Below are 12,916 nucleotides of genomic sequence, written 5' to 3' on the forward strand. Positions count from 1 at the left end.
GGGGCGTCGGGGCCGGGGCCGGCGAGCAGCAGGGCGGCGGCTCCCGCGTCGGCGGCGGCCCGTTCCTTCTCGGCGGCGGCGCAGCCCTCGGCCGGGAGCACGACGGTGCGGCCCTCGGCCGGCACCCCGGCCCAGTCGGCGGCGTCGCAGCCCGTGGCGTCCAGCGGCAGGAACGCGGCGTTCAGTCCCGCCTCGGGTGTGGACGGTGCATATCCGAAAGCGGTCACGACCGGGGATCTTCCGTCGGACAAGGTCATTCTTTCTTCCACCGTCTCCGTGTAGAGAAAAGAGAACTCCTGGCGCCGGAGCAGATAACCGGCTGCCGACAGTTCCTTCTCGACATAGCTGAGCGACGCGGCGTGGCCGGCCGTCCCGGAGGCGCGATGGCCGTGGTGGGCGAGGGCGATCCGCTGGAATTCCTCCAGGTGATCACCCACTCTGACCAGGGACAACGTAGGGGTTTCCGACTGCTGAGCGGGCTGGGACAGGCTTTGGGTCAGCAGGAGAAAAGGAATTCCGGCACACATCCACGCGGACAATCCGACTCCAGAAGGGCGGCTCGAAAATGAAGTCTTGATTCCGCCGGGAAAATTACCCGGGGCCGATGGCAGCAAACTCGAACATTCAGAATTACAGCGGGCGGGGGAGCGTGCCGGGCAATGCGGCGGAACGGAATATCCGCGCGCACGCCGGGCGCGCACCGACCCTCGGGCCCCCGGGGCGCCGCCCACCCCGATCGCCGCTCGCCCTAGACTCGATCGCATGCAGACCGCAGGGGCCCAGGCGGCCGTGGAAGCCGTCGGGCTGGTCAAGCGGTACGGCCGCACCACCGCCGTCGACGGACTCGACCTCACCGTGGAACGCGGATCGGTCACCGCCGTGCTCGGCCCCAACGGCGCCGGGAAGACCACCACCATCGAGGCCTGCGAAGGCTACCGGCGGCCGGACGCCGGCCGGCTGCGCGTCCTCGGTCTCGACCCCTACGCGCCCGCCGACGCCGCCGCGCTGCGGCCCCGGATCGGCGTCATGCTCCAGAGCGACGGCGTCTACCCCGGCGTCCGCGCCCTGGAAATGCTGCGGCACATGGCCGCCCTCCACGCGCACCCCCTGGACGTGGACGCGCTCGCCGAACGGCTCGGCCTCGCCTCCTGCGGCCGCACCCCCTACCGCCGGCTCTCCGGCGGTCAGCGGCAGCGGCTCGCGCTCGCCCTCGCCGTCGTCGGCCGCCCCGAACTCGTCTTCCTCGACGAGCCCACCGCCGGCCTCGACCCGCAGGCCCGGCACGCCACCTGGGAGCTGGTGCGCGAACTGCGCGCGGACGGCGTCACCACCGTCCTCACCACGCACTTCATGGACGAGGCCGAGGAACTGGCCGACGACGTCGCGATCATCGACGGGGGCCGGGTCATCGCCCGCGGCACCCCCGCCGACCTCTCCCGGGGCGGCGCCGCCGACACCCTGCGCTTCGGCGGGCCGCCCGCCCTCGACCTCACCTCCCTCAAGGCCGCCCTTCCGGCCGGCGCCGACGTGAGCGAGCCCAGCCCGGGCGCGTACCGCGTCACCGGCGAGATCGACCCGCGCCTGCTGGCCACCGTCACCGCCTGGTGCGCCCAGCACGGCGTCCTGCCGGACCGGATCACCACCCGGCGGCACACCCTGGAAGACGTCTTCCTCGAACTGACGGGCAAGGAGCTGCGGTCATGACCACCGACTCGGCCGCCACCGGGAACGCCGACCGGGCCCGGGACACCGACGGCACGGCCCGGCCCGGCACCTTCACCCCGCGCCCCGCCGCCGCCCCGCTCCCCCGCATGATCGCCGCCCAGGCCGCCCTGGAGACCCGGATGCTCCTGCGGCACGGCGAACAGCTGCTGCTCACGGTGGTCATCCCCACCCTTCTGCTGGTGCTGTTCAGCACCGTCGAGATCGTCGACACCGGCGACGGCGCCCGCGTCGACTTCCTCACCCCCGGCGTCCTCGCGCTGGCCGTGGTCTCCACCGCCTTCACCGGGCAGGCCATCGCCACCGGCTTCGAGCGCCGCTACGGCGTGCTCAAGCGGCTCGGTGCCTCCCCGCTCCCCCGCTGGGGCCTGCTGTGCGGCAAGACCTGCGCCGTCCTGGTCACCCTCGCGCTCCAGACCGTGCTGCTGACCGGCACGGCCTGGGCGCTCGGCTGGTCCCCGCACGGCAATCCGCTCGCCCCCGCCGCCCTGATGCTGCTGGGGGCCGCCGCCTTCTCGGGCCTCGGGCTGCTGATGGCCGGGACGCTGCGCGCCGAGGCCACCCTGGCCGCCGCCAATCTCGTCTTCATCCTGCTGCTGCTCGGCGGCGGCGTGATCGTCCCGCTGGAGAACTTCCCCGGCGCGCTGCGCACCGTCCTGGAACTGCTGCCGGTCAGCGCCCTGTCCACCGGGCTGCGCGAGGTCCTCCAGAACGGCGCCGCCATGCCCTGGGCCCAGGCCGGGATCCTGGCCGTCTGGTCGGTGCTCTCCCTCGGTGCCGCGGCCCGCTTCTTCCGCTGGGAATGACCCGAAGCACCCCCTCGTGAAAACGCGCACAAGCTCGGGGCCTACGATGAGCGGGTGCTGAAAGCAGTGCGAAATCCCCTCGCGTACATCGCCGAGCGCTGGACCCCGCGCCCCGAAACGGTGCGCCGTGCCGCGCTGACCGCCCTGGTGATGAGTGTCCTCATCATCATCACCGGGGGCGCCGTCCGGCTCACCGGCTCCGGGCTCGGGTGCGACACCTGGCCCAAGTGCACGGACGACTCGCTCACCACCACCGCCGAGATGGGGGTGCACGGGCTGATCGAGTTCGGCAACCGGATGCTGACCTACGTGGTCAGCGCCGCCGTCGGCTGGACCATCATCGCCGCCGGCGCCGCGAAGCCGCGCCGCCGGCCGCTGACCCGGATGGCCTGGGCCCAGTTCTGGGTGGTCATGAGCAACGCCGTCATCGGCGGCATCACCGTGCTCACCGAGCTGAACCCGTACATCGTCGCCGCGCACTTCCTGGCCGCGATGGCACTGCTCACCACCACCACCCTCACCTGGCTGCGGGCCCGCGAGGGCGACGAACCGCCGCGTCCGCTGGTCGGCGTCCCGGTACGCCGCGCCGTGTCCGGGCTCACCGTGCTCACCGCCGTGCTGCTGGTCGCCGGCACCGCCGTCACCGGCACCGGCAAGCACGCCGGGGACAGCGGGGACATCGAGCGGATGCCGTTCGACTGGGAGACGGTGACCCGGGTGCACTCCATGCTCGCCTGGTCGGTGGCGCTCGGCGCGCTCGCCGTCTGGCTGGTGCTGCGCCTGGTGGACGCCCCGCCCGGGCCGCGCGCCCGCAGCCGTGACCTGCTGCTCGTGGTGCTCTCCCAGGGCGCCGTCGGCTATGTGCAGTACGCGCTGGACGAGCCGGAGTGGCTGGTGGGCATCCACATGCTGGGCTCCGCCCTGGTGTGGATCGCGATGCTGCGGCTGCTGCTGTCCACCCGCGAGCGGGGGCCCGCCCCGGTGGCCGCGCCGGACACCGAGCCCTCGGCCGGACGGCCCGAGAAGGAGCCTCAGCCGGCCTGAGCCGGCCGCTCGTCCAGCCGGTAGATCCGCCGGGCGGTCCCGCCGCTGACGCGGTCGGCGATCCGCCGGGCGTCCTCCCGCGAGCAGTCGCCCTGGGTGACCCACTCCCCCAGCAGCCGCGTCATGGCGCGCTGGTACTGCCGCACCCGCACCACGTGCAGTTCCGGCAGGGCCCGGGCGCCCGTGGAGAACAGCAGCTTCCCGAACGGGGCCCGCGCCAGCGTGACCGCGGGCTCCGGGCCCACATCGGCGTAGACATGGGGAAAGGCCGCGGCCAGCCGGGCCGCGGCCTCGTGATGGGGCCGGCGCGGAAGCAGTACGAGCGGGGCACGCCCCGCCGTGGCCCGCAGCAGCGGAACCAGCGGCTCCGGATCCGCGCACCGCAGTTGGACGGGGAGCCCGCAGGCCAGCGCGGCCCACAGCAGATGCCCGGTGAGCGCGGGCTCGCTGCGCCGCCGCCCGCAGGCCAGCCAGCGGCCGGCGGCCCGGCGCACCTCGGCGGGCTCGGGCGGCCCGGGATCCCGCAGGGTGGCCGCGTCGCAGACGAAGGCGACCGCGCGGCGGGCGGCGCCGTGCAGCGCCTGGGCGATGTCCTGGGCGAAGGTACGGACCCCGCCGCCCCGGTCGGCGGCCTCGCCCGCCACCGCGTCGAGCGCCGCCAGTTCGTGCGCCCGGGAGCCGGCGGCCGAGGCCAGTTCCCCGATGCCGGTGACCGGCTCCTCGGTGCCGTCGGTGTCCGCCCCGGGTATCGAGGGGTCCACGAGATAGGTGTGGATGCCGCTGCCCCGCAGCAGTGCCCGGGAGGCGGCGTACGCCCCCAACTCCCGGCGGCGCGCCAGATACCGCACGGCGGTGCAGTGCGCGGGCAGCCCGAGGAGCGGGGGGCACCAGCGGCGCAGCGCGAGCCCGGTGGTGGTGTCGTACGCGCTCCCGGTGCCGGCGGGGCCGCCGAGCGCGGCGGCGAGGTGCCGCTCGAAGGTGCCGAGGCCCAGGTCGCCGTGGAGCACGCCGTGACCGTGCTGGTCCACCAGGGGCGAGGTGTGCATATTCCGCCTAACGCCCGAAACCGCTTTCAGGTATTGCGGGGTCCGCCGATCTGGAGCCCGGCCATCCGGGTCCACTCGTAGCGGCCGGTGCGTACCTTAGCGGCGAGCGGGGCGTCGAAGGTGTCCTGCGGGGTGATTCCGGCCGCTTCCAGCGCCTGCCGGGCGGTGTCGCCGTCCGGGGCCATCAGATCGCCCCAGCCGCCGTCGGCGCCCACCAGCACGATGCGGGCGCCGCGCTCGCCGACGTAGGTCACGGTGGCCTCGGCCGACCCGCCGTGCGCACGGGCGAAGGCGGTGATGTGGCGGGTGAGCCGGCGGCCGGTCCTGGCGGTGCTGCGGGTCGTCATGCCCGGCATGCTACTTCCCGGTAATCCCGGTCGGGAACACCCCCGGGCGAGCGCCGGGACCGCCCCGTGTCAGCCCACGAAGGGGTCGATGGCCACCGCGATGAAGAGGAGCGAGACATAGGTGATGGACCAGTGGAACAGCCGCATCTCCTTGAGCCCCGGCCCGGTGATCCCGGCCCGGGCGCGGGCCTGGAGGGCGTGCGCCTCCCACAGCCACCACGCGCCGGCGGCCAGCGCGACCGCCGGGTAGAACCAGCCGGTGTACCCCAGCGGCCACAGCAGCAGCGAGACGCCCACCATGACCCAGCTGTAGACCACGATCTGCCGGGCCACGACCTTGTTGCTCGCGATGACCGGCAGCATCGGCACCCCGGCCCGCGCGTAGTCCTCGCGCACCTTCATGGACAGCGGCCAGTAGTGCGGCGGCGTCCAGAAGAAGATGACCAGGAACAGGATCACCGCGCCCCAGGACATCGAGTTGGTGACCGAGGACCAGCCGATGATGACCGGCATGCAGCCCGCGATGCCGCCCCACACGATGTTCTGCGCGGTGCGCCGCTTGAGCACCATCGTGTAGACGAGCACGTAGAACAGCAGCGCGCCCAGCGCCAGCGCGGCCGACAGCCAGTTGACCAGCAGGCCGAACATCGCGGTGGAGAGCACCGCCAGCGCGATGCCGAACACCAGACACTCGGCCGGGCTCACGATCCCGGTGACCAGCGGCCGGTTCGACGTGCGGTGCATCAGCGCGTCGATGTCGCGGTCGTAGTACATGTTGAGCGCGTTGGCGCCGCCCGCCGACAGGTAACCCGCCGTGACGGTAACGATCACCAACCAGAGGTCCGGGACCCCTTGCTCCGCGAGGAACATCACCGGGATGGTGGTGATGAGCAGCGTCTCGATGATGCGGGGCTTGGTCAGCGCGATGAACGCCCTGATCCGGGCACCACGCGTCCACTGGCCGGAGCCGGGACCGCGCTCTGCCACCGGACGGGAATCGACGACCGTCACGGACACCCCTGATTCTGCGAGATCAGCGTCGGGGCACCGGCGTAGCGGCCGTCGTGCCGCTGACCGCTCATGGACGCCCCTCACATGAACACCGTCACTCTAGACGCCCGAGATACCCACCTTGTCTCCGGGGTCGCCCCACGCCGGGCGCGCCGCGTGCGAGGGCGCGGCGTGCCTGGGATGGTGGGTCGCGTCGTCGCCGGCACGGTCCGTCCACCGTCCGCCCGCCGGCGCCGCCGCGCACCCCCCGACCACTGGACGAACGCGGACACAGGCCCCCCGCACGCCGGGGGTAGGCTCGGAGCGCCCGGTGAGCCTCGCGCCGCTTCCGGTGGGAGAACGCATCACCGGACCTATCGACCGCGGAGAGGAGCCCTGACGCAGGGTGAGCACCAAGCCGACCACCTCAGCCCTCGACTGGACCGAGCTGGACCAGCGGGCCGTCGACACCGTTCGTGTTCTGGCCATGGACGCCGTACAGAAGGTCGGGAACGGCCACCCCGGTACGGCCATGTCCCTGGCCCCCGCCGCCTATGTGCTGTTCCAGAAGCTGCTGCGCCACGACCCGTCGGAGCCCGACTGGACCGGCCGGGACCGCTTCGTCCTGTCCGTGGGTCACACCAGCCTCACGCTGTACATCCAGCTCTACCTGGCCGGGTACGGCCTGGAACTGGATGACCTGAAGTCCTTCCGCACCTGGGACAGCCGCACCCCCGGGCACCCCGAGCACGGGCACACCGTGGGGGTGGAGACCACCACCGGGCCGCTGGGCCAGGGCGTGGCCAACGCGGTGGGCATGGCGATGTCCGCCCGCTACGAGCGCGGTCTGTTCGACCCGGAGGCGGCGCCCGGCACCTCCCCGTTCGACCACACCATCTGGGTGTTCGCGGGCGACGGCTGCCTCCAGGAGGGCGTGGCCGCCGAGGCCGCCTCGCTGGCGGGGCACCAGAAGCTCGGCAACCTCGTCCTGCTGTGGGACGACAATCACATCTCCATCGAGGGTGACACCGAGACCGCGATCTCCGAGGACACCCTGGCCCGCTTCGAGGCGTACGGCTGGCACGTCCAGCGCGTCGCCCCGCTGGAGAACGGCGACCTGGACCCGAAGGCCGTCCACGAGGCGCTGCTCGCCGCCCAGGCCGTCACCGACCGGCCCTCCATCGTCGCCGCCCGCTCGATCATCGCCTGGCCGGCCCCCAACGCCCAGAACACCGAGGCCGCGCACGGCTCGGCGCTCGGCGCGGACGAAGTGGCCGCCACCAAGGAGGTCCTGGGCTTCGACCCCACCAAGTCCTTCGAGGTCGACCCCGAGGTGCTCGCCCACACCCGCGCCGTCACCGAGCGCGGCCGACAGGCGCGCGCCGCGTGGGAGGAGCGGCTGGCCGCCTGGCGCGAGGCCAACCCGGAGCGCGCGGCCGAATTCGACCGGATCCGCGCGGCCCGGCTGCCCGAGGGCTGGGAGAAGGCGCTGCCCGTCTTCCCGGCCGGCAAGGACGTCGCCACCCGCAAGGCCTCCGGCAAGGTGCTCAGCGAGCTGGGCCCGGTCATCCCCGAGCTGTGGGGCGGCTCCGCCGACCTGGCCGGCTCCAACAACACCACCATCGACGGCAGCTCCTCCTTCCTCCCCGAGGGCAACTCGCTGCCCGGCGCCGACCCGTACGGCCGCACGATCCACTTCGGCATCCGCGAGCACGCCATGGGCTCGGCGATGAACGGCATCGCGCTGCACGGCAACACCCGGGTGTACGGCGGTACGTTCCTGGTGTTCTCCGACTACATGCGCCCCGCCGTGCGGCTGGCCGCCCTGATGGGGGTGCCGGTCACCTACGTGTGGACGCACGACTCCATCGGGCTCGGCGAGGACGGCCCCACCCACCAGCCGGTGGAGCACCTGTCCGCGCTGCGCGCCATCCCCGGCCTGAACATCGTGCGCCCGGCCGACGCGAACGAGACCGTGCTGGTGTGGCGGGAGATCCTTCAGCGGTACGCCACCAAGCCGGCCCCGCACGGCCTCGCCCTCACCCGGCAGAACGTGCCCACCTACGCGCCGAACGAGGACACGGTGCGCGGCGGTTACATCCACACCGAGGCCGAGGGCGGCACGCCGCGCCTCATCCTCATCGGCACCGGCTCCGAGCTCCAGCTCGCACTGGCGGCCCGTGAGGTGCTCCAGGCCGAGGGCGTCCCCACCCGGGTGGTGTCGATGCCGTGCGTGGAGTGGTTCGAGGAGCAGGATCAGTCCTACCGCGACCATGTGCTGATGCCGGTCGTGGCGGCCCGCGTCGCGGTGGAGGCCGGGGTCGGTCTGACCTGGCACCGCTACGTCGGCACCGCCGGGCGGATCGTTTCGCTGGAGCACTTCGGGGCGTCCGCGGACTACCAGACGCTCTACCGCGAGTTCGGGATCACCCCGGAGGCCGTCGCCCAGGCGGCCCGGGAATCCCTGGCCGCCGCAGAGCGCTGAATTCGAAGAGACAACAAGCAGGGGATGCGATTTCCATGACCGACGCACTCAAGCGGCTCTCCGAGGAGGGTGTCGCGATCTGGCTGGACGACCTGTCGCGCAAGCGCATCACGTCCGGCGACCTCGGCGAGCTGCTCGACCAGCAGCACGTCGTCGGGGTGACCACCAATCCGGCGATCTTCCAGAAGGCGATCTCGCAGGGCGACGGGTACGAGTCCCAGCTGACCGACCTCGCCACCCGCAAGGTCACGGTCGAAGAGGCCGTCCGCATGATCACCACGGCCGACGTGCGGGACGCCGCCGACGTGCTGCGCCCGGTGTACGACGCGACCGACGGCCGCGACGGCCGGGTCTCCATCGAGGTCGACCCGCGCCTGGCGCACGACACCCGGGCCACCGTGGCCGAGGCCAAGCAGCTGGCCTGGCTGGTGGAGCGCCCCAACACCTTCATCAAGATCCCCGCCACCCGGGCCGGGCTGCCCGCCATCACCGAGACCATCGCCCGGGGCATCAGCGTCAACGTCACGCTGATCTTCTCCCTGGAGCGCTACCGCGAGGTGATGGACGCCTACCTGACCGGTCTGGAGCAGGCCGAGGCCAGGGGCCTGGAGATCTCGACCATCCACTCGGTGGCGTCCTTCTTCGTCTCCCGGGTCGACACCGAGATCGACAAGCGCCTGGAGGCGCTGGGCACCGAGGAGGCCAAGGCGCTGCGCGGCAAGGCCGCCCTCGCCAACGCCCGGCTCGCCTACCAGGCGTACGAGGAGGTCATCGCCTCCGACCGCTGGCGCGCCCTGGCCAAGGCGGGCGCCAACGAGCAGCGCCCGCTGTGGGCCTCCACCGGCGTGAAGGACCCGGCCTACCCGGACACCCTGTACGTGACGGAGCTGGTCGCCCCCGGCACCGTCAACACCATGCCGGAGGCCACCCTCAAGGCCACCGAGGACCACGGCGAGATCACCGGCAACACCATCGCGGGCACCTACGAGCAGGCCCGCGCCGACCTGGACGCGCTCGCCGCCGCCGGCATCTCCTACGACGAGGTCGTGCAGCTGCTGGAGGACGAGGGCGTGGAGAAGTTCGAGTCGGCGTGGACCGCGCTGCTCGACTCCACCCAGGCGGAACTCGAGCGGCTCGCCGGCGGGGAGGTCTGAGCGACGGTGAGCGGCTCAGCTGCGAACGCGACGGGCGCCGGGCAGATCCCCGGCGTCCGTGCCAACCCGCTGCGCACCCCGCAGGACCGGCGGCTCCCGCGTATCGCGGGGCCGTCGGGCCTGGTGATCTTCGGGGTCACCGGCGATCTGTCCCGCAAGAAGCTCATGCCGGCCGTGTACGACCTGGCCAACCGGGGGCTGCTGCCCCCGGGTTTCTCGCTGGTGGGCTTCGCCCGCCGGGACTGGGAGAACGAGGACTTCGCCCAGGTCGTGCACGACTCCGTCATGGAGCACGCCCGCACCCCCTTCCGTGAGGAGGTCTGGCGGCAACTGGCCGAGGGCATGCGCTTCGTGCCCGGCACCTTCGACGACGACGTGGCGTTCGACACGCTGCGCGAGACGATCGAGGCGCTGGACAAGGAGCGCGGCACCGGCGGCAACTTCGCCTTCTACCTCTCCGTACCGCCGAAGTTCTTCCCCACGGTGGTGCGCCAGCTGAAGAAGCACGGCCTGTCCGAGGGGCAGGGCGACAGCTGGCGGCGGGCGGTGATCGAGAAGCCGTTCGGCCACGATCTGGCGTCCGCGCAGGAGCTGAACGCGGTCGTCCACGATGTGTTCGCGCCGCACGAGGTCTTCCGCATCGACCACTACCTGGGCAAGGAGACCGTCCAGAACATCCTGGCGCTGCGGTTCGCCAACACCCTGTTCGAGCCCCTGTGGAACCGGTCGTACGTCGATCACGTGCAGATCACCATGGCCGAGGACATCGGCATCGGCGGCCGGGCCGGGTACTACGACGGCATCGGCTCCGCCCGCGACGTCATCCAGAACCACCTGCTCCAGCTGCTGGCGCTCACCGCGATGGAGGAGCCCTCGGGCTTCGACGCCGAGTCCCTGGTCGCCGAGAAGCTGAAGGTGCTCAGCGCGGTCCGGCTGCCGCGGGACCTGGCCCGGCACACGGTGCGCGGCCAGTACACCGGCGGCTGGCAGGGCGGCCAGAAGGTGGCCGGCTATCTGGAGGAGGACGGCATCGACCCCAAGTCGGTGACCGACACCTACGCGGCGATCAAGCTGGAGATCGACAACCGGCGCTGGGCCGGGGTGCCGTTCTACCTGCGCACCGGCAAGCGGCTGGGCCGCCGGGTCACCGAGATCGCGGTGGTCTTCCAGCGGGCGCCGTACTCGCCGTTCGACGCCACCGACACCCAGGAGCTGCGCAACAACGCGCTGGTCATCCGGGTGCAGCCGGACGAGGGCGTCACCATCAGGTTCGGCTCCAAGGTGCCCGGCACCCAGATGGAGATCCGGGACGTGACGATGGACTTCGCCTACGGCGAGTCGTTCACGGAATCCAGCCCGGAGGCGTACGAGCGGCTGATCCTGGACGTGCTGCTCGGGGACGCGAACCTGTTCCCGCGCCACCAGGAGGTGGAGCGCTCGTGGGAAATCCTCGACCCCGTCGAGGAGTTCTGGGCGGGCCACGGCCGGCCCGAGCCGTACCCGGCCGGCACCTGGGGGCCCAAGGCGGCTGATGACATGCTCTCCCTGGACGGACGGAGCTGGCGGCGGCCATGAAGATCGACCTCACGGACACCACAGTCAGTCAGATCAACGCCGCCCTGGTCCAGGCCAGGCGGGCAACGGGAACCCCGGCGGTGGGCATAGTGCTGACCCTGGTCATCGTCACCGACGAGGGCAACCACTACGACGCGCTCAAGGCGGCCAGCGAGGCGTCCAAGGAGCACCCCTCCCGGATCCTGGTCGTCATCCGGCGCCCGGGCCGCTCCTCGCGGGAGCACTCCGGCGCCCACCTGGACGCCGAGGTCCGGGTCGGCGGGGAGACCGGCAGCGGCGAGACCGTCCTGCTGCGGCTGCACGGCGAGCTGTCGGCGCACGCCTACAGCGTGGTGCTGCCGCTGCTGCTGCCGGACGCCCCGGTGGTGGTGTGGTGGCCGCAGGACGCCCCGGCGCACCCGGAGCGCGATCTGCTGGGGACGCTGGCCCAGCGGCGGATCATGGACGCGGCGGCGAACGAGGACCCGGTGGCGGTGCTCGGCGCGCGGGCCGAGGTCTACTCGCCGGGCGACACCGACCTGGCGTGGACCCGGATCACCCCGTGGCGCAGCGTGCTGGCGGCGGCGCTCGACCAGAAGCACGGCCGGATCGACTCGGCGGTGGTGGAGGGCGAGGAGCACAACCCCTCCACGGAGCTGCTGGCGCTGTGGCTGGCGCAGCGGCTGGGCGTCCCGGTGGAGCGGGTGCCCACCCCGGGCCCCGGCATCACGGCGGTCCGGCTGCTCACCGAGGACGGCACGATCTGCCTGGACCGGCCGACCGGGTCGCTGGCGAAGCTGGCGGTACCGGGCCAGCCGGACCGGCATGTGGCGCTGCACCGGCGGTCCACCGCGGAGCTGATCGCCGAGGAGCTGCGCCGGCTCGACCCGGACGAGGCGTACGCGGAGGCGCTGCGCTTCGGCGCGACGGCGGGTGCGGAGCGGTGACGGCCACCCCGCAGGTGGTGGTCCACCGCGACAAGGAGCTGATGGCGCAGGCCGCCGCCGCCCGGCTGATCACGAGGATCGTGGACGCCCAGGCGGCGCGCGGCACCGCCTCGGTGGTGCTGACCGGCGGCCGCAACGGGAACGGGCTGCTGGCGGCGCTGGCCGCCTCCCCGGCGCGGGACGCGGTGGACTGGGGGCGGCTGGAGCTGTGGTGGGGGGACGAGCGTTTCCTGCCCGCCGGGGATCCGGACCGCAACGAGGTCCAGGCCCGCGAGGCACTGCTGGACCAGGTCCCGGTGGACCCGGCCCGGGTCCATCCGATGCCGGCCTCCGACGGCCCGTGGGGCAACGACGCCGAGGCGGCGGCCGAGGGGTACGCGGCGGAGCTGGCCACGGCCCGCGACGTGCTGAACCACGGCGCGGTGCCGAAGTTCGACGTGCTGCTGCTGGGCGTGGGCCCCGACACCCATGTGGCGTCGCTGTTCCCGGAGCATCCGGCGCTGCACGAGCGGGAACGGCCGGTGGTGGCGGTGCACGGCGCCCCCAAGCCGCCGCCGACCCGGATCACCCTCACCCTGCCGGCGATCCGCACGGCACGCGAGGTGTGGCTGCTGGCGGCGGGCGAGGACAAGGCGGACGCGGCCCGCATCGCGCTGTCGGGCCCGGGCGAACTCCAGGCACCGGCGGCCGGCGCGTACGGCGAGAGCCGCACCCTGTGGCTGCTGGACCGCGCGGCGGCCTCGGCGCTGCCGCCGCAGCTGTATCCCCCGGCGACGGCCTGACCTGGCCGCCGCCGGGGGCGGGGGTCATCTCCCGCGCAG

Annotated in this window: 12 protein-coding genes; 8 read left to right on the plus strand and 4 right to left on the minus strand. The window is 72.9% G+C overall.

Translation table 11 applies throughout. The features are described from left to right. Positions 1-437: PA domain-containing protein (locus ACFV5N_RS15855; protein WP_385599434.1), on the minus strand; the 437-nt coding region annotated here is incomplete at its 3' end. Positions 438-762: 325 nt separating this feature from the next. On the opposite strand from ACFV5N_RS15855, the gene ACFV5N_RS15860 reads away from it, so the two are divergent. Genes ACFV5N_RS15860 through ACFV5N_RS15870 form a run of 3 tightly spaced genes read left to right on the plus strand, consistent with a single transcriptional unit; the run spans position 763 to position 3,572 of the window. Further along, positions 763-1,704 carry an ABC transporter ATP-binding protein gene (locus ACFV5N_RS15860; protein ID WP_385599437.1) on the plus strand — a complete coding sequence of 314 codons (942 nt, stop codon included), beginning with the start codon at positions 763-765 and terminating at the stop codon, positions 1,702-1,704. After that, a complete protein-coding gene (locus ACFV5N_RS15865; protein WP_385599438.1) occupies positions 1,701-2,528 on the plus strand; it encodes an ABC transporter permease in 828 nt (275 codons plus the stop codon). The genes ACFV5N_RS15860 and ACFV5N_RS15865 overlap by 4 nt, the downstream gene beginning before the upstream one ends. Positions 2,529-2,585: 57 nt before the next feature. Beyond that, positions 2,586-3,572: a heme A synthase gene (locus tag ACFV5N_RS15870; RefSeq protein ID WP_385599457.1), complete on the plus strand. Its 987-nt coding sequence runs from the start codon at positions 2,586-2,588 to the stop codon at positions 3,570-3,572. On the opposite strand, the gene ACFV5N_RS15875 is transcribed toward ACFV5N_RS15870, so the two are convergent. Genes ACFV5N_RS15875 through ACFV5N_RS15885 form a run of 3 tightly spaced genes read right to left on the minus strand, consistent with a single transcriptional unit; the run spans position 3,560 to position 5,976 of the window. Further along, on the minus strand, positions 3,560-4,618 hold the full coding sequence (locus tag ACFV5N_RS15875) for an amidohydrolase (RefSeq protein ID WP_385599439.1): 1,059 nt from the start codon (positions 4,616-4,618) through the stop codon (positions 3,560-3,562). The two genes, ACFV5N_RS15870 and ACFV5N_RS15875, sit on opposite strands and share 13 nt — an antisense overlap. 26 nt (positions 4,619-4,644) lie before the next feature. After that, on the minus strand, positions 4,645-4,974 hold the full coding sequence (locus ACFV5N_RS15880) for a hypothetical protein (protein WP_385599441.1): 330 nt from the start codon (positions 4,972-4,974) through the stop codon (positions 4,645-4,647). 60 nt (positions 4,975-5,034) lie between these two features. Beyond that, positions 5,035-5,976 (minus strand): heme o synthase, encoded by a 942-nt coding sequence (locus ACFV5N_RS15885; protein WP_385599443.1) that lies wholly within the window; start codon positions 5,974-5,976, stop codon positions 5,035-5,037. A gap of 385 nt (positions 5,977-6,361) precedes the next feature. Between ACFV5N_RS15885 and tkt the strand changes: the two genes are divergently transcribed. The 5 genes from tkt to pgl are packed head-to-tail and all read left to right on the plus strand — an operon-like array spanning position 6,362 to position 12,877. Then, the gene (gene tkt, locus ACFV5N_RS15890) at positions 6,362-8,440 is read left to right on the plus strand and encodes a transketolase (protein WP_385599446.1); all 2,079 of its coding nucleotides are present in this window, start codon (positions 6,362-6,364) and stop codon (positions 8,438-8,440) included. A gap of 35 nt (positions 8,441-8,475) precedes the next feature. Then, positions 8,476-9,594 carry a transaldolase gene (gene tal, locus ACFV5N_RS15895; protein ID WP_385599449.1) on the plus strand — a complete coding sequence of 373 codons (1,119 nt, stop codon included), beginning with the start codon at positions 8,476-8,478 and terminating at the stop codon, positions 9,592-9,594. 6 nt (positions 9,595-9,600) lie between these two features. Next, a complete protein-coding gene (gene zwf, locus ACFV5N_RS15900; protein ID WP_385599451.1) occupies positions 9,601-11,169 on the plus strand; it encodes a glucose-6-phosphate dehydrogenase in 1,569 nt (522 codons plus the stop codon). After that, positions 11,166-12,095, plus strand: a complete 930-nt coding sequence (opcA, locus tag ACFV5N_RS15905; protein ID WP_385599454.1) for a glucose-6-phosphate dehydrogenase assembly protein OpcA — start codon at positions 11,166-11,168, stop codon at positions 12,093-12,095. The genes zwf and opcA overlap by 4 nt, the downstream gene beginning before the upstream one ends. A gap of 41 nt (positions 12,096-12,136) precedes the next feature. After that, positions 12,137-12,877, plus strand: a complete 741-nt coding sequence (gene pgl / locus ACFV5N_RS15910; protein ID WP_385599459.1) for a 6-phosphogluconolactonase — start codon at positions 12,137-12,139, stop codon at positions 12,875-12,877. The last annotated feature ends 39 nt before the right edge of the window (positions 12,878-12,916 follow it).

Source organism: Streptomyces sp. NPDC059853, assembly GCF_042731495.1.
In the GTDB taxonomy this organism is placed as follows: domain Bacteria; phylum Actinomycetota; class Actinomycetes; order Streptomycetales; family Streptomycetaceae; genus Streptomyces.

Excerpts from the sequence above, each read along its gene's own strand:
- opcA (WP_385599454.1), top strand. The coding sequence starts at position 11,166 with ATGAAGATCGACCTCACGGACACCACAGTCAGTCAGATCAACGCCGCC.
- ACFV5N_RS15880 (WP_385599441.1), bottom strand. The coding sequence starts at position 4,974 with ATGCCGGGCATGACGACCCGCAGCACCGCCAGGACCGGCCGCCGGCTC.
- ACFV5N_RS15875 (WP_385599439.1), bottom strand. The coding sequence starts at position 4,618 with ATGCACACCTCGCCCCTGGTGGACCAGCACGGTCACGGCGTGCTCCAC.
- ACFV5N_RS15860 (WP_385599437.1), top strand. The coding sequence starts at position 763 with ATGCAGACCGCAGGGGCCCAGGCGGCCGTGGAAGCCGTCGGGCTGGTC.
- ACFV5N_RS15865 (WP_385599438.1), top strand. The coding sequence starts at position 1,701 with ATGACCACCGACTCGGCCGCCACCGGGAACGCCGACCGGGCCCGGGAC.
- pgl (WP_385599459.1), top strand. The coding sequence starts at position 12,137 with ATGGCGCAGGCCGCCGCCGCCCGGCTGATCACGAGGATCGTGGACGCC.
- tal (WP_385599449.1), top strand. The coding sequence starts at position 8,476 with ATGACCGACGCACTCAAGCGGCTCTCCGAGGAGGGTGTCGCGATCTGG.